We start from the raw sequence: 21,667 nt of genomic DNA, 5'->3' as shown, positions 1-21,667 counted from the left end.
ATTCATTTATTTGATAAGTCTATGAAGTGTCTAATTGTTGATGATGATCCTTTAATTTGCGATTTACTGCAGCACTTTTGTAGCAAGACAAAAGGAATAGAAGGTGTTAGCATGGCAGCCTCAGGTTTTGAAACTATTAATCTTATTAATAGTTCTCGTTTTGATCTGATATTTTTAGATTTTGACCTGCCTGATATTACTGGTAAAGATATCCTCAATATTCTTGATTCCACTATCCCGGTGATAATGGTTACTTCGCATAAAGACTTTGCTTCAGAATCTTATAATTATGATCAAATAGTTGATTTCCTTTTAAAACCTATTAATTACTCCCGATTTTATAAGGGTTTTCAAAAAGCTCAGTCATTCCCTACCCGACACAAGGAACAAGAAGAACGGATTTTTGTTAAGGAAGGGAGTAAACTCATTAAAATTAATTTATCTGAAATTAAATTTTTTAAATCTGAAGGAAATTATATTTCCATTTTCATGGAAAAAAGAAAAATCCTGACCTTGATGACCTTAAAAGAACTTGAACTTAAACTACCGGATTTCTTTCAAAAAGTCCACCGTTCTTATATTGTCAATCTTAACAAGATAGAATGTATTGATAATAATGCCATTCAGATTGAAAAAGAACATATACCAGTCAGCACCAGTTACGAAAAAGAATTGCTTAAGAAGATCGATCTTTTAAATTGAAATATCTCTCGGTTCTAATACAACATAGGTAGTAGGCAAAATGATTATGAATGATCTCCAGCTTAGCTCTATTTACTGAAGCTACTTTTTCAGGTAATATTTCTTCAAGCTTGTAAAGTGCCAGGTTATTTATGTGGGTAATAAGCTTATGCAAAATCGCTTCCCACTCCTTTTGATCTCCTTTTTCTGCAGCCTTATAGATACGCTCCAAATAAGTATGAAACTCTTCGTGAAGCAGCTTTAATACCCTTGAAACTTTACCGGGATCGTTATCATAGTTACTGTAAATATTAGAAAAATCAGGAGTTGGAAATTCATTTTTTCCTAAAAGTTGGTATATACGATCCTTCAAATCTTTTGGATTATACGGTTTTTGAAAATAAAATGGACTCACTTTCTTCAGATCGCCAGGTTCAAGAGCGGAAGCAACAATAAGAGGACACTTAATTTTTTTTAAGTTTACCCAATCTACTAATACGGATTGTAGATTCCTGTCTTCCAGCATTAAATCGCTAATAATCAAATCTGGAAAACCGGTATTCAGGATTTCCAAGGCTGCATTTAGATGGTCTACCTGTTGTAAAGTAATCTTATTGTCATCCAGTATATGTTTCATTAGTTCTACTGTGGAAATGTCGTCTTCAATTAATAAAACATGATATGTATTATCTAATCTGGGAGCAATAGTTTGTCCCGCACCTTGATCTTTGTTTCTTTTTTCCTGCCCGGAAATGGCTACAGGAATTTTTACACAAAATTCGGAACCACTCCCCTTTGTAGATTTTGCCAGTAATTCGCCACCAAAGAGTTCTGTTAATTGTTTTACTATAGAAAGCCCCAGCCCGTAGCCGCTATATCTACCCGATAAATCTTCTTTTTCCCTAAAAAACCTGTCGTTAATACGATCAATATTTTCAGATTCTATCCCTATTCCTGTGTCCTTCACCTCAATTTCCAAAACCGGAGTTTCAGTCTTAAAGCTTACAATTTTGGCGGTCAGAACTACTTTACCTTCCCGTGTGTACTTTAGTGCATTTACAACCAGATTAGTCACTATTTGTGACAAACGGAGAGGATCTGTTTTAAATCTGTTTTCCTCAAGTTTTTTATCCACGCTTAAAGTAAAGATCAGTCCTTTTTGAACTGCTTCAAATTGATAACTGGAATGAATATCTTTTAAAAGTTTAGCAATATTTGTTGATTGATGGCTGATTTGTAATTTTCCTTCCACCAGTTTTTGATGATCTAAAACATCATAGACCAACCCGGCCAGGTTATTCGCACTTTTTTCGAGGGAACTAATGATTGGAAGCTGAGCTTCAGAAGGTGAATGCTTATAAAGAATTTGAGTAAGTCCAAGAATCGAATTGAGGGGTGTTCTCATCTCATGGCTCATATTTTGCAAAAATTCATCCCGCTGTTTTTTTGCATGTTTTTCTTTTTCCAGAGATTGATTCAATGCCTCTACATTTTCATCTATACGAGTTTTCATTTTTGTAAAGGAACTTGCAAGAATTCCTATCTCATCTTTCCTATTAACCGGTAAACTAATATTATTACTCAATCCTTCTTCATAATTACTAATCGCCCGGGTAATCTGCTTTATTTTACTGGAAAGAAAACTGGTAAAAATCAAGGAAACCAAAATAGACAACAGGCATACAATAAAAAGTGTTTTTAAGCTGTATCGGCGTACTGCACGGGCACTCTCGAGTAAAATCTGCTGTTCTATGGATGAAATTAGATAAACCTTCCTTCTCCCTTTAAAATATTCCAGTTCCTTAATAGAGGAAAGATAGATTTGATTTTCAGTCTTCAATAAATCAAAATTCTCTTCGCTACCGAGTTTCTCTACCGGGTCAATATTAAAATCCGTATAAAAATTATGATTTTTATCTCTCTGACTTGCAAACCGATCTTCTTCGACCGGAGAATATAGATACTCTCCTTTTGAATCAATTAAATACACTTGGTAATCGCTGCCTGCAATACGGTCAAGAGTTTCATATAATTTATTCATATTAACGTTGATCACCAGAATCCCCATAGGTTCACCCGCAGAGTTAAAGATTTGGCTAGCCGCTCGTAAGGTAGGTGTTAAGGGTTCGCTTATAACCCCATATTCCTCGTTGAGGTTAATTTCAGAAAAATAGAATTCGCCCTGTCCTATTTCAAGGCTTTTCCTATAATATTCCCGATCTCCTTTTTCCTGTAAGGTATCTGATTTAAAAACTTCATTATTTCTTTTATCAAAGCGAATGATCTCCTTTCCGTTACCCTGGACCCCTATCCACCTTATTTGAAAGTAGGAAGGTTTTTTCTGAAGTAAAATTTGAAATAGCTGATCTATGTCGGAAGTGTTTTCATGGGATGGATTATCTACATATTCCTGAAGAGTTGGACTGTTGGCGATTACCGCTATATCATTCGACACTTCGTTTAGCAATGCATAAAAAGCCTGCTCTGCCATTTCAGACGAGTGGTTTATACGATCCTGAGAATATTCTACAATTACTCCTGATGCTTTCCTAAAAACCAGGTATCCCGATAAAAGGATCGAAAAAATAATGAGTGCAGTAAAAAAGAGGGCAAAACGGGTTACTATGGAATACCTAAACTTCAAGTTAAAAGAATAAGAGAATATGTTTCAATGTATGCTTTATTTAAATTTAAAACAAACGAACATAAGCTTCTTAACTTCAGTTGGAAAAATTTCATCTCTTGAATAACCTTTAAAATGGAAGATTAAATGATTCAGCTCACTATTTGATGCCATTTTTATGTGCTCCTGGCTTCCGGAAGACACATCAGAATTTACAGAAAAAGTTTTTTACAGGGGAAAGGGAAATGCGTTACTTCAAGGAAATCAATTGTAGTATAGCTCTTTCAAAGAGTGGGCTCCAAAACGTCAATTTTCGACTTCCAGTAGCTGTAAGGATGAGCTTTCTATTCATTTGCAAATTTCTTAAGTACAACCACCTTTCCGCGGAGTAAAACACCCCCTTAAAAGGAGATCTACAAGCACTCATGGACTGCTTTAACTACCTCTTGTGATATTAAGTGTGCTATTAAATCCCCGTTTATGAGATATGGGCAAAAAAAGTATTGTTATCTGCAAAAAAACACTTAGTACAGGGACTAAGCTGTCTTTATATTTGAGTATAATTATGTTTTTCTTAATGTTTCATGAAAATATTAGACAGTTCGCAAAAAACTGTAGTGATCTTCAGGAAAATATTACCTCTTCAAATTTCATAATAATGAAGTACACTCTCTTAATCACTTTTATAATTAACTAAAACAACTCATCAACATGTTAAAATTTTACCTCTTTTCTTTAAGTAGGTGCAGCAAGTACCTGTTGCTTCTGATTAGTTTCTTCTGTTTCTCTTTCTCGTTTGCGCAAACGATTGAGATTTCTGGAACAGTTACTTCTGCAGATGATAACCTTCCTCTTCCGGGAGCAAGTGTTTCTATTGTGGGACAGCAAACCGGAGCTGTAACTGATTTTGACGGTAATTACACCATTACTGCAGCAGCAGATTCCCAACTGCAGTTTAGCTTCGTGGGCTTTGAAACACATGTAGTAGGTGTAAACAACAGGAATACCATTAATATTGCCCTCCAGGAAGACACCAATGCTTTAGATGAAATTGTGGTGGTAGGTTATGGTACGCAAAGAAAAGCTCTGGTTACCGGCGCCAGCGTTCAGGTAGATGGGGAAGATCTACAGAACCGAAGTACTACAAACGCATTGCAGGCAATGCAGGGACAAACTCCGGGAGTGCAGATTACATCCACTTCAGGACAGCCGGGATCGGGCCTTAACGTTAGGATAAGGGGGATTGGGTCTACCGGAAACAACTCTCCTCTTTATGTGGTTGACGGGGTATTGACCGGAGATATCTCTTATCTTAACAACGCAGATATTGAATCCATTTCCATTTTAAAAGATGCTGCTTCTGCAGCAATTTATGGTTCCCAGGCTTCCAACGGGGTAGTTTTGGTCACCACAAGAGGTGGAAGAAAAAATAGCTCGCGAATCACCTTTGATTCTTATTACGGCTTTCAAAGTGTGCCCAATAAAATAGATATGCTAAATTCTACTGAATATGCTATTATTACTAATGAGGCCGCATTAAACTCCGGCAGTTCTCCTGTTTTTTCTAATGAACAAATTGCTGAGCTTGGTGAAGGATCAGACTGGATAGAAGAGATGTTTGTTGAAAATGCCATTACTCAAAATCATAATTTGGGATTTTCCGGCGGTAGTGAGACATCTACCTTTTCCTCTTCGTTATCCTTTACCCAGGATGAAGGCATCGTAGGCGGAGAAGACCTTTCTAATTATGAGCGTATCAATTTCAGATTAAATTCAGAACACGAACTTTATGATGGTTTCGTCACATTTGGTGAAAATCTTACGTTCTCCTATATTAACAGTAACGGGATTAGTGTTGGTAATCAATACAGCAATAGCTTGCGTGGTGCTTTTGGAACGCCACCAACAGTTTACTTTTATGATAACGACGGTGATTTCTATAATACCACCGGTGATACCGAGCCATGGCTAAGTGGTTGGGCAAACCCATACGCTTCTATGGTTTATAATAACCAGAATGAAAATAACACCCAGAAGTTACTGGGAAATGTTTATGCAGAATTTGAGCTTGTGGACAACCTTAAATTCAGAACAAGTCTGGGACTCGATTATTTTGCTTCCGAAGGGCATTCTTATGAGCCTATTTACGAACTTTCTGTATATTCTTTTAGAAACCGGGACAGGGTTTACCAAAATCAGAGTAAAGGATATTCACTATTATGGGATAATTTACTGACTTACAATTTTGCTCTTGCAGAAGATCACCTCTTTGAGGTTCTTGTCGGTACTTCTTCATATAGCTTCCAGGGAACTTATATAAGTGGTAACAACGTAGATCTTATTTTCAATGATCTGGAACATGCATGGCTGGATAACGCACTAAATTCTGAAGGTGCTCCTCTAATGGGCAATGGTGGCGGACCTAATAATGAGAACAAGAGGATGTCTTATTTTGGGAGGATAAACTACAATTACAGGGATAAATATCTTTTAAACACCACTTTTAGAGCAGATGGATCCTCGAATTTTGCTCCAGGAAACCGCTGGGGATACTTCCCTTCCATTTCTGTAGGTTGGATTGCTACGGAAGAAGATTTTCTTAGAAATTCAGACATCTTTAGTTATTTAAAAATGAGAGCGAGTTGGGGACAGGTAGGAAATCAGAATTCCAGTGCTTTTCAATATCTCGCTCCTGTGACTTTTATGAATACCAATTACAATTTTGGAAGTGAAGAAGCGATTCAGACCCCGGGTGCATTTCCCAACAGGTTAGCGAATCCTGATCTTATATGGGAAACTTCACAACAGGTTAACTTTGGTCTTGATGCACGGTTCTTCATGAACACCTTGAGTGTTAATCTTGATTTTTATGAAAAAACAACAAAAGACTGGTTAATTATTTCTCCAATACCCGATACAGCAGGAGCCGATGCGCCATTTATTAATGGTGGAGATGTTACGAACAGGGGAATTGAACTTGCTCTTGGTTTTAATAATAGTATTGGCGAGGACTTTCACTATAACATTGGTGTTAATGGTGCTTATAACAAAAATGAAGTGGGTAATATTCCTTCAGTTGATGGAATCATTCATGGCTTGACGAATCAGCTTTTTGATAACTCACCGGAATTTTATCGAGCCCAAAGCGGATATCCTCTGGGTTACTTCTGGGGATTGGAAACCGGTGGAGTTTTCCAGACGGAAGAAGAAATTAACAGTTACACTGCGAACGGCCGACTTATACAGCCAGCTGCAAGACCGGGTGATGTAATCTTTGTTGATCAAAACAATGATGGTGTAATTAATGATCTCGATAAAACAGAGATTGGTGATCCTAACCCTGACCTTACTTACGGTTTTAATGTTTCCTTTGATTATAAAGGACTTGACTTTTCCCTGCTTGCCAATGGTGTTGCAGGAAACCAGCTGGTACAATCCTATAGGAACCAGGCTAACCAGTTTGCAAATTATACCACTGCTGTTTTTGAAAGATGGACAGGACCGGGATCGTCGAATACTGTTCCACGTGTAACTTTGGACAACAGAAACTATTCAAATTTCTCAGATCTATATGTGCAGGATGGTGACTTCCTTAGGTTAAGCAACCTGACGGTGGGTTATGATCTTGCCGAAGTAACAGATAGTTTTGGAATAGATAAATTCAGGCTCTATTTCTCTGCTCTTAACCTTTACACCTTTACCAATTATAACGGAATGGATCCTGAAGTGGGCTATGGTGTATCAGGTGATACTTATAACTTTTCCTCTGGTGTGGATTTAGGTTATTATCCAAGACCCAGAACATTTCTAGTAGGATTAAACGTAACATTTTAAAAAAAATAGTATGAAAAGATCAAATATTTATTTTTTACTGTTCCTGGGGCTGCTCACCACAGTATCCTGTTCAGAAGATTTTCTTGATGCAGAACCCATTACAGAAACAACAGATTCGAATTTCTACAGAAATCCTGAAGATGCTTTTTCTGCTTTAGTTGGCTGCTATGACGGCTTACAAATTGCTTCGGGAGGAGTTGGAGGTTTAAGCTATCCCGTAACCAGTATGGTGCTATCTGATAATATGTTTGGTGGCGTGGGAAATGCAGATCCATTTAATTTCCAGGCGGTGGATGAATTCGATATTAGTCGTGCCCCAACTTATTCAAATTTATATGAAAACTTGTGGAGACAATATTACCGGGCAATTTACAGGTGTAACGTACTTATAAGCAAGATGGACCAGATTGACTGGAGTGAGGATCCAGAATTGCGAACTCAGTACGAATCTGAAGCCAGGTTTATAAGAGGATATTTATACTTCCAGATGGTGAAACTATGGGGGAACATTCCTTTATTAACAGAGCCTTCTTCAGAAATTATACCACCAGCAGATCCTGATGAAGTTTATACTTTAATTGCTGAAGATCTTTTGTTTGGAAGTGAAAACCTTCCGGTACAACCCTACAACGCAGTTGAATCTGGCAGAGTAACAAGATGGGGCGCAAAATCTATGCTGGCAAGAGTTTATCTTTACTACACCGGATATTACGACCAGGCAGATCTTGTAGGATTGGTTTCTCAATCTGACGCTTTAGGTCATCTGGAAAATGTCATTAATAACAGTGGACATGGCTTGGTTCCTGAATATGAAAATCTTTGGCCTGCAGCATCTCTAGAAGATTTTGCCGGAGAAGACAATGAGGAAATCGTATTTTCGGTTAAACATACATACACGAGTGATTATAATGGCAATACGGATGGTAACCACTGGATGGTAATGTTGGGAATGCGGGAATTTACTCATTATCCTTATGCAAATGGCTGGGGTATTACGGTAAATCCAAAGTTATACAATGCATATACTGAAGACGATACCAGAAAAGAGGCATCTATTATTGCAATAGAAGAAGAAGAGATTCCCTTTGATAAGATTGAAAACCAGCGTGAATATACAGGCTATTACACCAAAAAGTACACTCCTTTGGCAACAGAAGATGGCGGTAGTCTTGCAGTGGAATTGGGTGGTGCTGATTTTCAGATTGGTCAGTTTCAGGATTTCTATGTGATGCGTTATGCAGATGTGCTGCTAATGGCAGCAGAACTAGGAAGTCCCAATGCCCAGGCTTATTTTGATGAGGTACGCCAAAGAGCCTATCAGGATAATTTCACGTCACAGGCTGTTACACTGGAACGTATCCAGCATGAAAGATGGCTAGAGTTTGCTTTGGAAGGAATCAGATACTGGGATCTTTTAAGAAGAGGGGTTAGCGAAGCAGCGGAGATAATTGCTGAAAATACTACTTTATTAAATGGAGGTGTTGAAACCCCTAAAGTTATTTCTGCTTCCAATATTCAGGAAACTCAGGGCCTACAACAAATTCCTAATAATCAGATTACGCTATCCAACGGTGCTTTAATTCAAAATCCGGGCTGGTAGTAGAACAATTTAAACATCAGATTTATGAAAAATTTAAAATTATGGTTTGGGTTTTTTCTGGCAGGTTTACTTCTAAGCTCCTGCCAGTCCGAGGAATATTCCATGGGCGACAAATTAGACCCTTCAGAAATAGATTTTGAAGTCATTCAGGATTACGATATTGATGCCGGAGGAAACACGGTGATCCTGAAATTTAATACACCCGGGGCCACCCCGGTTTGGAATTATGGAACCGGTAAATCTTCCAGGGCGGTCGATACGGTACGCTTTGCTTTTCAGGGAGACTATGAAATAAACCTTGATGTAATTACTGCCGGAGGAGTAGTAGATGTAGATCCTGTAACCATATCTGTCACAGAGGATAATCTTAGTTATGTCGAGGATCCACTTTGGACCAAATTAACGGGAGGTAATGGGCAATCTAAAACCTGGTTGCTGGATCTTGATGAAGAGGGAACTTCAACATATTTCGGCGGCCCATTGTATTTTTATGGAACCGACAATGGATGGCTCGAAGGCGGAAGCGAATGGGATGGCGGCGCTACAGGCTGCTATGAAGAAGGCGGTGACTGTTGGAACTGGAGCCCCGAATGGGCTGGCAATACCTGGTTAATGCCTGCAGGAGATTATGGCTCTATGACTTTTAGCCTTGAAGGAGGACCTTTTGTAACTGTTGACCATCAGATGGTAGCAAACTTAGGCGAACAATCTGGAACTTTCTTTCTTGATAAGGACAATCATACCCTTACCCTAACCGATGCCGGTATCCTTCATAACGAAGGAGTTGATGCTTGCGCTATTAACTGGGGAAATGTACGTATATTCTCCCTCACAGATGATACTATGCAACTTGGAGTGTTGAGACCAGACGGCTGCAACAATGAAGGTCCTGCCATGCTGGTATATAACTTCATCACTGAAGAATATAAGGAAAATTATGTACCTGAAGTAGAAGAACCAACAATAGATGAAGGTTTTGACCCTGAATTTGAATCTGGCGAATTACTTCAGATTTTAACAGGTGGGCCATCTTCAGGAAGATATTGGCAACTTGACACTAATGGCAACCCAATTGACTGGATCGCTTCAGGAATGGGGTGGACAGAAAATGCGGACAGCTCCAGAGACTGGGGATGGAATTCTAATTGGGATGAATTAGCAGCCAACTCCTGGATACGATTTGATCAATGGGGTGGAATGAATTATACACGAAATCAAAATGGTGTTCAAACTTCAGGAACTTTTTCCATTAATGAAGAAAATAACGAAATTATACTTGAGGCAGGAAATACTTTATTGGGGGTTGAGGGCCACGGCTTAAGTCCTTCTACAAACACCTTAAAGGTCATAAAAGCTTATGATGATGTATCCCGCGGAATTTGGTTAGGAACTTTATACGATGAATCAAAAGATGAGTGGCTGGCTTTCCATTATATTTTAGGAGGCAACAGTGGCGTAGATAATGGAAACGGATCTACTGAACCTACCGTATTAAACTTTGACAATTCTAAATTAGTGATTGGCGACATCGAAGAAAAAGGCAACCTGCGGCTGGAATTATTTAATGAGTATGGAGCTACAAAGAGTGATCCCGGCCTAACCCGCTCCGATATCGCTTTTAACGAGAAGATAGAAGTCACTTTTACTTTAGATGGAATAACACTCAATGAAGATGCCGCTGGGACTTATGATGCAAAGATCTATTTTGCTGATGGAGATTGGGCTCCTCAAGGGGATGGCACTGTAGTAACCGTTAATGGCGACGGAACTTATACAGTAACTTATGAGGCGCCAAGTGCCGCTCAGGGAACATTTGTTTTTGTTATAGATGTAGTTGGAATAGGCACTGATATTACAGATATGAATGCTGTTTCGGCAACCATTGATGAAATTATCATGTACTAATTGAAGTTCAAATAGTATTTAATAACTTTTAGTATAAATTGCTGAACCATTGAAAATTGAAGTTCCAGAGCTATAACTTCCCACTTCAATGGTTCAGCTTTACCTTTGATAATTTTAGAAGATTTTTATATGAATTTCAGAAACCTGAACCCTTTATATTTATTACTTCTTTGTTCTCTGGTATCTTGTCAGGATGAGCAGGAAAAAGCTGCTTTTGAAGAAAGAAAAATCGCGTTTAACTCAGAATGGCAATTCCACCTGAACGATTCTGTTCAGGATACCGATACCATTTCAGAAAATACAAATTGGCGAACTTTAAATGTTCCTCATGACTGGAGCATTGAAGGGGACTTTAGTCCTGAGCATCCCGCAGGTACAGGTGGCGGAGCCTTGCCTGGAGGATTGGGATGGTACAAAAAATCCTTCACATTAGAGGAAAAGGACAGCACAAAAGTGACATCTGTAATGTTTGACGGAGTTTACCATAACAGCGAAGTCTGGATCAATGGAAATTACCTTGGAAAACGCCCAAATGGATATATGGGCTTTCAGTACGAGCTTACCCCCTATCTCAACTATGGCGAAACGGAAAATGAACTTCTTGTAAAAGTTGACAACTCTAAACAGCCCAATTCCCGCTGGTATTCAGGCTCAGGAATTTACAGAAATGTATGGCTTATCACTACAGATAAACTGCATGTAACAAAATGGGGAACCTTCGTTACTACCCCGGAAGTAAGTAAAGATAGTGCTTCAGTAAACATTGAACTGAAAATTGCCAATGCCTACCCCAAGTCGAAAACTGCCATTATTCGTACTACATTTTTTCAGGCAGCAAATGAAGTTGCTTCTGTTTCAGAAAAAATAAAAATTGAAGCAAATTCCGAAGAAAAAATAACGCAACGCACCAGCATTAAAAATCCAAAATTATGGTCTGTAGAAGAGCCCCAGCTTTATACAGCAGTCACAGAAATTTCTATAGACGGAGAAGTTGTAGATCAATATAAAACACCTTTTGGGATAAGAAGCTTTGAATTTGACCTTGAAGAAGGTTTTATTTTAAACGGAAAGCAAACGAAAATAAAAGGGGTTTGCCTTCACCACGATCTTGGGCCTTTGGGCGCGGCAATTAACACGCGGGCCATAGAACGCCAGCTGGAAATCATGAAGGAAATGGGCGTAAACGGAATTAGAACTGCCCACAACCCTCCTGCCCCCGAATTATTGGACCTTTGTGACAAAATGGGCTTTATCGTTCAGGATGAATCTTTTGATATCTGGGAACAGGGCAAAACTGAATACGATTACAGCAACCACTGGGATGAGTGGTACGAGCTTGATCATAGAGATATGCTTTTAAGGGACCGCAACCATCCAAGCATCTTTATGTGGAGCATAGGAAATGAAATTCCGGAGCAATGGAGTGAACGTGGTGCAGAACTAGGTCGAAAATTGGCAAATATTACCCGTAATATTGATTCCACAAGACCTATAACAGCTGCCATGAACCCGCCCATCCATACCGGTGATGAGGATGTGACCCTTCAGTTTGATGAACCACAGCAGCCAAATGCTCTTGCCGGTTCGGGAGCTCTGGATATTATTGGTTACAACTATGCGCATCAAACATATCCCAAACACCAGGTAAATTTTCCGAACACTCCATTTATCGCCACCGAAACTACTTCGGCTTTAGCGACCAGGGGGTATTACGAATTTCCGTCAGATACTATTAAGGTTTGGCCGGTACGCTGGGACATTCCATTTGACGGAGGAAATCCAGACAATACCATTTCAGCTTTTGATCAGGTAAGGACCCCGTGGGGCTCTACACATGAAGAAACCTGGAAAGTCATTAAAAAACATGATTTCCTTTCAGGCTTTTATATCTGGACAGGATTTGATTATCTGGGAGAACCAACTCCTTATACATGGCCTTCAAGAAGCTCTTACTTCGGAATTGTTGACCTCGCGGGATTCCCAAAAGACTCCTACTACATGTACAAAAGTGAATGGACCAATGAATATGTGCTGCACATTTTGCCACACTGGAACTGGGAAGAAGGACAAACGGTAGATATTTGGGCTTATTACAATAATGCCGATGAAGTAGAACTCTTTGTAAACGGAGAATCCAAAGGAATTAAAAGAAAAGAAGGAGATGACCTGCACGTGATGTGGCGATTCCCTTATAAACCAGGAACTTTAAAAGCAATTTCCCGAAAAGATGGCAATATCGTCCTTGAAAAGGAAATCAAAACCGCTGGAGAACCAGCTAAATTAAACCTGGAAGCCGACAGGAAGACCATTAAAGCTGACGGGCAGGACCTTTCTTTTATTACCGTTACCATTACAGATGAAGATGGTACTTTAGCTCCCAGGGCAGATAATTTAGTTCATTTTGAGCTAAGCAAAGGCGGAAAAATCGTGGGAGTAGCAAGTGGTGATCCTACAAACCATGAATCTTTTAAAGGAACAAAACATTCTGCCCTTAGCGGAAAGGTACTTGTGATCGTTCAATCCGGAAAAGATGCAGGTTCTGTAGAGTTAACAGCAACTTCAGAAGGTTTGGAAGCGGCAACTACAACAATAAACTTTGAATAAAAGATGAATTATATCAAAAATAATCTGAAGATGAGTAAAAATGGAATCAGCAAAACAGTTTTAGCACTGGCTTTTGGATTTATAGGTTCCACTAGTGCCACTGCCCAGATCCAGGAAGTGGACATCCTTAACACTCCGGTTGATGTTAGCAAGGATTTCGTTGATTATAACAATACTTTCTACCTTGCAGACTCACTTGCTTCTTTTAATCCTGAAACGGGAATTGGGACGGTGAAATACCTCCGTCATGATTTTCAAACGCGGCAGGCATTTAATAATATGCTGATGAGGCCCATTCCTGTGGAAGCAAATGAATTCCCTGCTACTGAATATGAATCATCACCCGAACTGCCTTTCCAGGTCCAGTTTGTATCAGATCGTACAATAAGAATAAAAATGGCTTCGGGTCCGCAGTTTCACAATCAGCAGGAATCTTTGATGTTGGTTAACGGTACAGCTCCTAATAATCCGGAAGCATGGACCTACTCAAAAATAGAAGGAGGGCATCAATATTCCAGTGAACACGGAAGGGTGGAAATTCTGGTGCAGCCATGGCATGTAAAACTATATGACGAAAATGGCAAATTATTGACCAGCACTTTACATCTTTCAGACACAGAAAATACTTATACTCCGGTACTGCCATTTTCCTATGTTCGAAGAAATAGTGATTATTCAAAAAGCATGGCAGCGGTTTTAACCCTGGAACCAGGAGAAAAAATCTTCGGATTGGGTGAATCTTTTACGCAATTCAACAAACGCGGACAAAAAGTGGTGCTTTGGGTAGATGATGCCAACGGGGTGCAAAATGAGACCATGTATAAACCTATTCCGTTTTATATGAGTAGCCGTGGGTATGGAGTTTTTATGCATACCTCCTCTCCTATTACTGTTGACTTCGGAAAATATTTTAATGCAGCCAATAACATGATGCTGGGCGATGATGAAGCAGATCTTTTCTTCTTCCTTGGGGAACCTAAAGACATTCTTGATGAATACACAGATTTAACAGGAAAAGCTGAAATGCCTCCCCTCTGGTCTTTCGGATTCTGGATGAGCCGTATCACCTATTTTTCTGAAGAAGAAGGCCGGGAAATCGCCAGCAACCTTCGGAAATATGAGATTCCCAGCGATGTGATCCATTTTGATACCGGCTGGTTTGATGTGGACTGGCGAAACAATTATGAATTTGCCGCAGACCGGTTTGATGATCCGGTAGATATGATGGCAGATATGAAAGAGGAGGGTTTCCATGTTTCTTTATGGCAACTCCCCTACTTCACTCCAAAAAATACACTTTTTGATGAAATCGTAGAAAACGAACTTGCCGTTAAAGATCGAAAAGGGAATATCCCTTATGAAGATGCCGTGCTTGACTTTTCGAATCCAGAGACAGTGGAATGGTACCAGGGCAAGCTCCGGCACCTGTTTGATCAGGGAGTTGGCGTTTTTAAAGTAGATTTTGGAGAAGCAGCACCGGCTAATGGAATTTACCATTCCGGTCGTACAGGATTTTATGAGCACAACCTATATCCGTTACGCTACAATAAAGCGGTGGCAGAATTGACAAAACAGGAAAAAGGCTACAGCCTAATTTGGGCTCGTAGCACCTGGGCTGGAAGTCAGCGCTATCCATTGCATTGGGGTGGAGACGCCGCTACTACAAATACAGCTATGTCTGCAACCCTTCGTGGCGGACTTTCCCTCGGGCTGAGCGGTTTCACCTTCTGGAGCCATGATGTGGGCGGATTTGTTACCAAAGCACCGGAAGATCTTTACAGAAGATGGACCCCCTTCGGAATGCTTTCTTCGCACGTAAGAAGCCACGGGGAACCACCAACAGAGCCCTGGCTTTACAATGAAGGCTTTTTAAAAGCCTTCAGAAAAGCCGATAATATGCGTTACAAATTGATGCCGTACATCTATGCCCAGGCAAAAGAGAGTTCAGAAAATGGGCTTCCGATGATGCGCGCATTGTTTGTGGAATATCCCAATGATGCCGGCTCCTGGCTAATCGATGATCAATATCTTTTTGGATCAAGTATGCTGGTTGCCCCACTTTTTGAAGAAGTTTCCGAAAGGCAGGTTTATTTGCCAGAAGGAAAATGGATTGATTATCAGACAAAAGAAGTTTATGAAAGTGGTTGGCACACCATAAAAGCCGGGGATATCCCAATAATTGTTTTGGTAAAAAACGGGACGGTGATTCCACATATCAAACTGGCACAATCTACCCATGCGATGGACTGGTCAAAACTGGATCTTAAAGTTTATGCTTCGGAAGGAACAAATTCGGCTACAGGACAAGTTTTTCTTCCGGAAGGTGATGCCTTACAAACAATTTCTGTATCAAAAAGAGGAAACAGTTTTGAAGTCACAGAGAATCCTTTAAATGGAAAAATAACTTTTAAAACGCAGTGGCAGAAGTAAAGGTTTATTGTTAAAAGTCAAAGGTTAAAAGTCTAAAAGTTAATAGTGGTTGGTTAATTGGAAACGGCAAAAAAGTAAAAGATAAAAGCTAGAATAAAATTTGTACAAAGAACAAAAAATATAATGATAAAAAAATTAAGCATATTCTCCGCTCTTTTCATCTCGCTAATCTCTTGCGCACAACAGGATGAAAAGAATGTACACGAACTGACATCACCCGATGGCCAGAATAAAATCAGGTTTGAATTATCTGGCAGCAGCCCAAGATATTCTGTTTCACACGAAGAAACTGAAGTTATTTCCCCTTCAGAAATGGGATTCGTACTTACTAATAATGATTCGCTGAGCAACAACTTCGAAATAGCTTCTGTAGAAGAATCTTCCTATGATGAAACCTGGGAACAGGTATGGGGAGAGAAGAAAAACATCAGGAACCATTACAACCAGCTGGTTGTAAACCTTCAGGAGAAAAATGAGAAGCAGAGAAAACTTGAAGTTCAATTTCGTGCTTTTGATGATGGAGTTGCCTTCCGCTATGTTTTTCCGGAGCAGGGCATCAACGACAGTATTTTTATTATGGACGAGCTTACCACTTTCAAATTAAAAGAAGATGGCAAAGCCTGGTGGATCCCTGCTTATCACGAGCAGCGATATGAAAATCTTTTTGAGGCCTCTCCTGTGAGCGAGTTGGATACCGTTCATACCCCGTTAACTATAGAGAGTGAAAGTGGACTGGCAATTAGTTTCCACGAAGCAAATTTGGAGGATTTTGCCAGCATGACTCTTGAAAACACTTCAGGAACTGAGCTAAAGGCAAATTTAGTCCCCTGGGCAGACGGAGTGAAAGTCCGTACAACGGAATCCTTCACTACTCCGTGGAGAACAATCCAGATTGGGGAAGAGCCAACAGATCTTATCACTTCTTATCTGATCTTAAATCTTAATGAACCAAATACGATTGAAGACACCAGCTGGATAGAACCTGTAAAGTATATAGGAATCTGGTGGGGCATGCACATTGGAAAATACACCTTCTGGGAAGGTGAAAACCACGGGGCTTCCACCGAGAATGCCAAAGAACATATTGATTATGCAAATCAGCTGGGAATTGATCACTTATTGATCGAAGGCTGGAATAAAGGCTGGACACCTTCCTGGTACGAAAATGCGATGCACCAATTTAGTTTCACCGAGGCCACCGATGATTTTGATCTTAAAGAAGTGACAGATTATGCTGCTGAAAACGGAGTGCAGATTATAGGTTACCACGAAACCGGTTCCAACATTGATAATTACCTGAAACAGATAGACAGTGCTTTCGCCCTTTACAACAAAATGGGAGTTCACGAAGTAAAAATCGGGCACGTAGGTTCTATGCTGAATATGGAAGAATGGCACCATGGACAATTTGGTGTCAACTACTTTAGATATGTTCTAAAAAAAGCATCCGAACATAAACTAACGGTACTTTTTCACGAACCTATAAAAGACACCGGAGAAAGACGCACCTACCCCAATATGCTGGCAAGAGAAGGTGCCCGCGGAATAGAATATAATGCCTGGAGTGAAGGAAATCCCCCGGAACACGTGACCATACTCCCATTCACCCGCTTCCTGGCAGGACCTATGGATTTCACTGCAGGAATCCTTGATGTAGAAGTCAGCCAGGGATATCCCGGCAGGAGGGTTCATTCCACTTCAGCCAAACAACTGGCGCTGCTGGTTACTGTGTATTCTCCCATCCAAATGTTGGCCGATCTACCGGAAAACTACGTGAACAAACCAGAATTCCAATTTTTGAAAGATGTTCCTATGGACTGGGAAGACACAAAAGTTCTCAATGGCGAAATTGGGAATTATATCACAACAGTAAGGAAAGATATAGATAGTGAAGACTGGTACCTGGGAAGTATTACCGATGAAAATGCCCGCGACCTGGAAATTTCCCTATCCTTTCTCGATGAAGGAGCAACTTACGAAGCTCAGATATATGCAGATGCCGAAGGAACCGGATTAGATAACAACCCTTCGGAAGTAAAAATTAACACCAAAGAAGTAACAGCCGCAGATAATCTTACGCTCCAACTTGGTGAAAGTGGAGGAGCAGCGATAAGGTTCAAAAAACTATGAATCGTAAGGCATAAATCTTAAACTGAAAAGGAATTAAAACTCATTCAATATTTACAATATTATGAAAAATAACATATTCACCTTTCTGAGCTTTGCTAGCCTTGCGGCTTTTACAGCATGTGGCGAAAGCCCGGAAGCCGCTGAAAGCAATCCTGAAACCGTAGAACAAAATGAAATATTCCAGGGAGAGCCTCTGAGTATGAAATATGAAAATGAGATCGACAGCCTGATCTCCCAGATGACATTAGAAGAAAAATCAGGAATGCTGCACGGCACCAGCATGTTTGCCACTTCAGGTATTCCACGCCTTGGAATCCCTGAACTAACAATGGCAGACGGACCGCTTGGAGTACGTGAAGAGATTTCCAGGGATTCCTGGGCAAATGCAGGATGGGAAAATGATTTTGCCACATATCTACCGGCAGGTGGCGGCCTTTCTGCTACCTGGAATGTAGAACTGGCGCATACCTTTGGAAACGTTATTGGCGCAGAAGCCCGTGACCGGAACAAAGATGTTTTATTAGCTCCAGCTTTTAATATTATAAGAACTCCGTTAGGTGGACGTACTTATGAATATTTCACGGAAGATCCGTTTTTGAACAAGCAGATAACAGTTCCTTATATCGTAGGGGTTCAGGAAAATGATGTGGCTGCTTGTATCAAACACTATGCGGTCAATAATCAGGAGACAAACCGTGGTACTGTAGACGTTCAATTGGACGACCGGACACTACGGGAAATTTATCTTCCCGCATTTGAAGCAGCCATCAAAGATGCTCATGCATACAGCGTAATGGGTGCATATAATAAACTCCGGGGAGATTATCTCAACGAAAATGAATACATGCTTCAGGACGTCCTAAGAGATGAATGGGGTTTTAAAGGTATTGTAATTTCGGATTGGAATGCCATCCATAGCACCGTAAAAGCTTTAAAGGCCGGAGCCGATGTGGAAATGGGAACCAACGCTCCCTTTGATGAATATTTCTTTGCTCAGCCACTAATAGATTCTGTACAGGCAGGTAAACTTTCTGAAGAAGAAGTGAACAAGCATGTAAGACGAGTGCTCAGAGTAATGTATAATATTAAAAGTATTGATTCTACCAGTCGTGCAAAAGGCAGCAGAAATGCAGAGCAGCATTTTGAGGATGCTTACAATATAGCTTCAGAATCTGTCGTATTGCTGAAGAATGATAACAACGCTCTACCGTTGAACCTGGATAATATTAAAGGTGTTGCAGTAATAGGTGACAACGCTACCAAGAAAAATGCTTTGGGAGGTTTTGGAGCAGGCGTTAAAACGAAACGAGAGGTAACTCCGTTGGAAGGTCTTAAGAACAGATTACCCGAGTCGGTACAAATTAACCATGCGCAAGGTTATCTGGAGCGCTATTCCAAAACAGAAAAAGCTAAGCTTGGTGATATAACTTTGGACGGACCTGTTACCATTGATGAACTTGATCCAAAATTGGTAGAAGAGGCCGTGAATGCTGCAAAAAATGCAGATGTCGCTATAATCTTTGCCGGTTCTAACCGTGACTATGAAACGGAAGCTTCAGACAGGGCAAGCCTGGATTTACCGTTTGGACAGGAAGAATTAATTGAAAAGGTAATGGAGGCCAATCCAAATACCATCGTAGTAATGATTGCCGGTGCTCCTTTTGATATTGAAAACATTGATCAAAAAACTTCGACGCTCGTGTGGAGCTGGTTTAATGGTTCTGAAGGTGGAAATGCCCTTGCAGATGTCCTTCTGGGCAATGTGAATCCATCCGGAAAACTTCCGTGGACTATGCCCAAAAATCTTGAGGATTCTCCTGCACATGCTACCAAAAGCTTCCCAGGGAATGAGACAGCTACTTATGATGAAGGTATTCTTGTAGGCTACCGTTGGTTTGACACTAAGAATATAGAGCCAATATATCCTTTTGGCTACGGACTTTCCTATACTTCCTTTGCGTTTAATAATCCGGAAGTGGGAAAAGAAGAAGCATACACAGAGAGCGATACGATCACTCTGAATGTGGAGGTACAAAATACTGGAGAAGTAGATGGTAAAGAAGTAGTACAGGTATATGTTTCCAAATCTGATTCTCAGATAGAACGCGCTAACCAGGAATTAAAAGGATTTAAAAAAGTAGATGTGGGAGCAGGAAGTTCAGAAACAGTTTCCATTGAAATTCCAGTAAAGGAGCTTGCATATTACAATGCAGATTCTAAATCCTGGACTGTTGAGCCTGGAGCTTATACTTTGAAAATAGGAAATTCTTCAAGGAATATTTTGGAGGAGTTGAACATTGAAATCGAATAAAATATTAACAATAAAACAACTGAGATGAAAAAACAACAAATTAGAGCCTTTGGCATTTTGTTAACGCTCTTCATGAGCATTGGCTTTGTATCGTGTACAGAAGACGATGAAGGATCAAGAACCGTTGCACCACCTGATCCAATCGAATTTACTGTATCCCCAACGACCATTGATTTTGAAGCTGCGGGAGGTGAAAGCAGCATTGAGATTACCAGCGGTACTGAATGGACCATTTCCGGAGGTGGAGACTGGCTATCCTTATCTGCAGAATCCGGAATAGAAACCAGTGATGTTGTAGTGACAGCCAACGCCAATGAAGCAACCGAAGAAAGAACTGCAACCCTTACCGTTTCTACTGAAGAGGATACTCAGGAAATTATGGTGACTCAGGCCGCCGCCGAAGCACCTCCTGCAGAAACTCCGGAAGCTACTATCCCGCCAGATGAAACCGATATGCGCGCCCTGACCAGCGTAGAACTAGCCAATGAAATGCAAATAGGCTGGAATTTGGGAAATTCGCTTGATGCTATTGGCGGGGAAACAGCCTGGGGAAATCCAATGGTAAATGAACAATTGATTCAATCTGTTAAGGAAGCCGGGTTTAATGCGGTACGTATTCCTGTTGCGTGGAGTAAATTTTCAGATGAAGAAAATTTTACCATTACAGAAGATTGGATGAACCGTGTGGAAGAAGTGGTAAATTTGGTCTTGGATAATGATATGTATGCCATTGTAAACATCCATTGGGACAACGGCTGGATGCAGCCTACCTATGACGATGAAGAATATGTGAATAACCGTCTTGAAATTATGTGGCAACAAATCGCTATTAATTTCCGGGATTATGGTGACAGGCTTCTTTTTGCAGGTACAAATGAAGTAATGGTAGAAGGTGATTATGGAACGCCTACAGAAGAATATTATACCGTACAAAACGGCTTTAACCAAACTTTTGTGGATGCCGTAAGAGCTACCGGCGGAAGGAACCATTACCGTCATTTGGTGGTACAGGGATTTAATACCAATATTGACCATACCATCAATTTTGCCGAAATTCCTGAAGATGTGGTGGATAACAGACTAATGATGGAAGTACACTATTATGACCCTTACAACTTTACTCTAAACACCGAAAGTAATGTTTATCAATGGGGAAATGACGCTCCGGAATCTGAAGACTGGGCAAACGAATCTTACGTAGACGAACAATTTAACCGAATGAAAACCGAATTTATTGATAACGGTCTAGGGGTTATCCTGGGAGAGTACGGTGCAATTGCGCGGCCAGAGGTAGAAGGGCATGAAGAATACCGCCAATATTATATGGAATATGTAACTCAATCTGCAATGGAACATGGTTTGGTACCTTTCTACTGGGATAATGGTGATGAAGACGCCAACGGCTTTGCACTTTTTGACCGGGAAAACGGGGAAGTTCTTTATCCCGAACTTTTAGATTCGATCTTAAACCCGGAAGAGTAAATTCAGTTAAACTGATTATAACTTTATAACTTAAAGTGTAAAGTGTATTTCTACTTCAGGATATTTA

10 protein-coding genes are annotated in these 21,667 nt (G+C 40.2%); 9 read left to right on the top strand and 1 reads right to left on the bottom strand.

Features of this window, described 5'->3' with window-relative positions:
* The first annotated feature begins 21 nt into the window (after positions 1-21).
* The gene (locus tag RM545_RS02695) at positions 22-702 is read left to right on the top strand and encodes a LytR/AlgR family response regulator transcription factor (RefSeq protein ID WP_311493779.1); all 681 of its coding nucleotides are present in this window, start codon (positions 22-24) and stop codon (positions 700-702) included.
* Here the strand turns inward: RM545_RS02695 and RM545_RS02690 are convergent.
* A complete protein-coding gene (locus RM545_RS02690) occupies positions 677-3,325 on the bottom strand; it encodes an ATP-binding protein (protein WP_311493778.1) in 2,649 nt (882 codons plus the stop codon). The genes RM545_RS02695 and RM545_RS02690 overlap by 26 nt on opposite strands.
* A gap of 690 nt (positions 3,326-4,015) precedes the next feature.
* On the opposite strand from RM545_RS02690, the gene RM545_RS02685 reads away from it, so the two are divergent.
* The 8 genes from RM545_RS02685 (at position 4,016) to RM545_RS02650 (ending at position 21,600) form a co-directional block, all read left to right on the top strand.
* Positions 4,016-7,138 carry a SusC/RagA family TonB-linked outer membrane protein gene (locus RM545_RS02685; RefSeq protein ID WP_311493777.1) on the top strand — a complete coding sequence of 1,041 codons (3,123 nt, stop codon included), beginning with the start codon at positions 4,016-4,018 and terminating at the stop codon, positions 7,136-7,138.
* A gap of 10 nt (positions 7,139-7,148) precedes the next feature.
* On the top strand, positions 7,149-8,738 hold the full coding sequence (locus tag RM545_RS02680) for a RagB/SusD family nutrient uptake outer membrane protein (protein WP_311493776.1): 1,590 nt from the start codon (positions 7,149-7,151) through the stop codon (positions 8,736-8,738).
* A gap of 24 nt (positions 8,739-8,762) precedes the next feature.
* Positions 8,763-10,643, top strand: a complete 1,881-nt coding sequence (locus tag RM545_RS02675; protein ID WP_311493775.1) for a copper resistance CopC family protein — start codon at positions 8,763-8,765, stop codon at positions 10,641-10,643.
* Positions 10,644-10,772: 129 nt separating this feature from the next.
* A complete protein-coding gene (galB, locus tag RM545_RS02670; protein WP_311493774.1) occupies positions 10,773-13,247 on the top strand; it encodes a beta-galactosidase GalB in 2,475 nt (824 codons plus the stop codon).
* 30 nt (positions 13,248-13,277) lie between these two features.
* Complete coding sequence (locus RM545_RS02665; protein WP_311493773.1) at positions 13,278-15,677, top strand: glycoside hydrolase family 31 protein; 2,400 nt, start codon at positions 13,278-13,280, stop codon at positions 15,675-15,677.
* Between the two features lie 123 nt (positions 15,678-15,800).
* Positions 15,801-17,807: a glycoside hydrolase family 97 protein gene (locus tag RM545_RS02660; protein WP_311493772.1), complete on the top strand. Its 2,007-nt coding sequence runs from the start codon at positions 15,801-15,803 to the stop codon at positions 17,805-17,807.
* 61 nt (positions 17,808-17,868) lie between these two features.
* Positions 17,869-20,118, top strand: coding sequence for a glycoside hydrolase family 3 C-terminal domain-containing protein (locus tag RM545_RS02655; RefSeq protein WP_311493771.1), 2,250 nt, complete (start codon positions 17,869-17,871; stop codon positions 20,116-20,118).
* Positions 20,119-20,142: 24 nt separating this feature from the next.
* A complete protein-coding gene (locus RM545_RS02650) occupies positions 20,143-21,600 on the top strand; it encodes a cellulase family glycosylhydrolase (protein WP_311493770.1) in 1,458 nt (485 codons plus the stop codon).
* The last annotated feature ends 67 nt before the right edge of the window (positions 21,601-21,667 follow it).

It is taken from the genome of Autumnicola lenta, assembly GCF_031846515.1.
In the GTDB taxonomy this organism is placed as follows: domain Bacteria; phylum Bacteroidota; class Bacteroidia; order Flavobacteriales; family Flavobacteriaceae; genus Autumnicola; species Autumnicola lenta.
The sequence above is the reverse complement of the archived record's forward strand: the minus strand, read 5'-3'. Positions and strand labels throughout refer to the sequence as shown.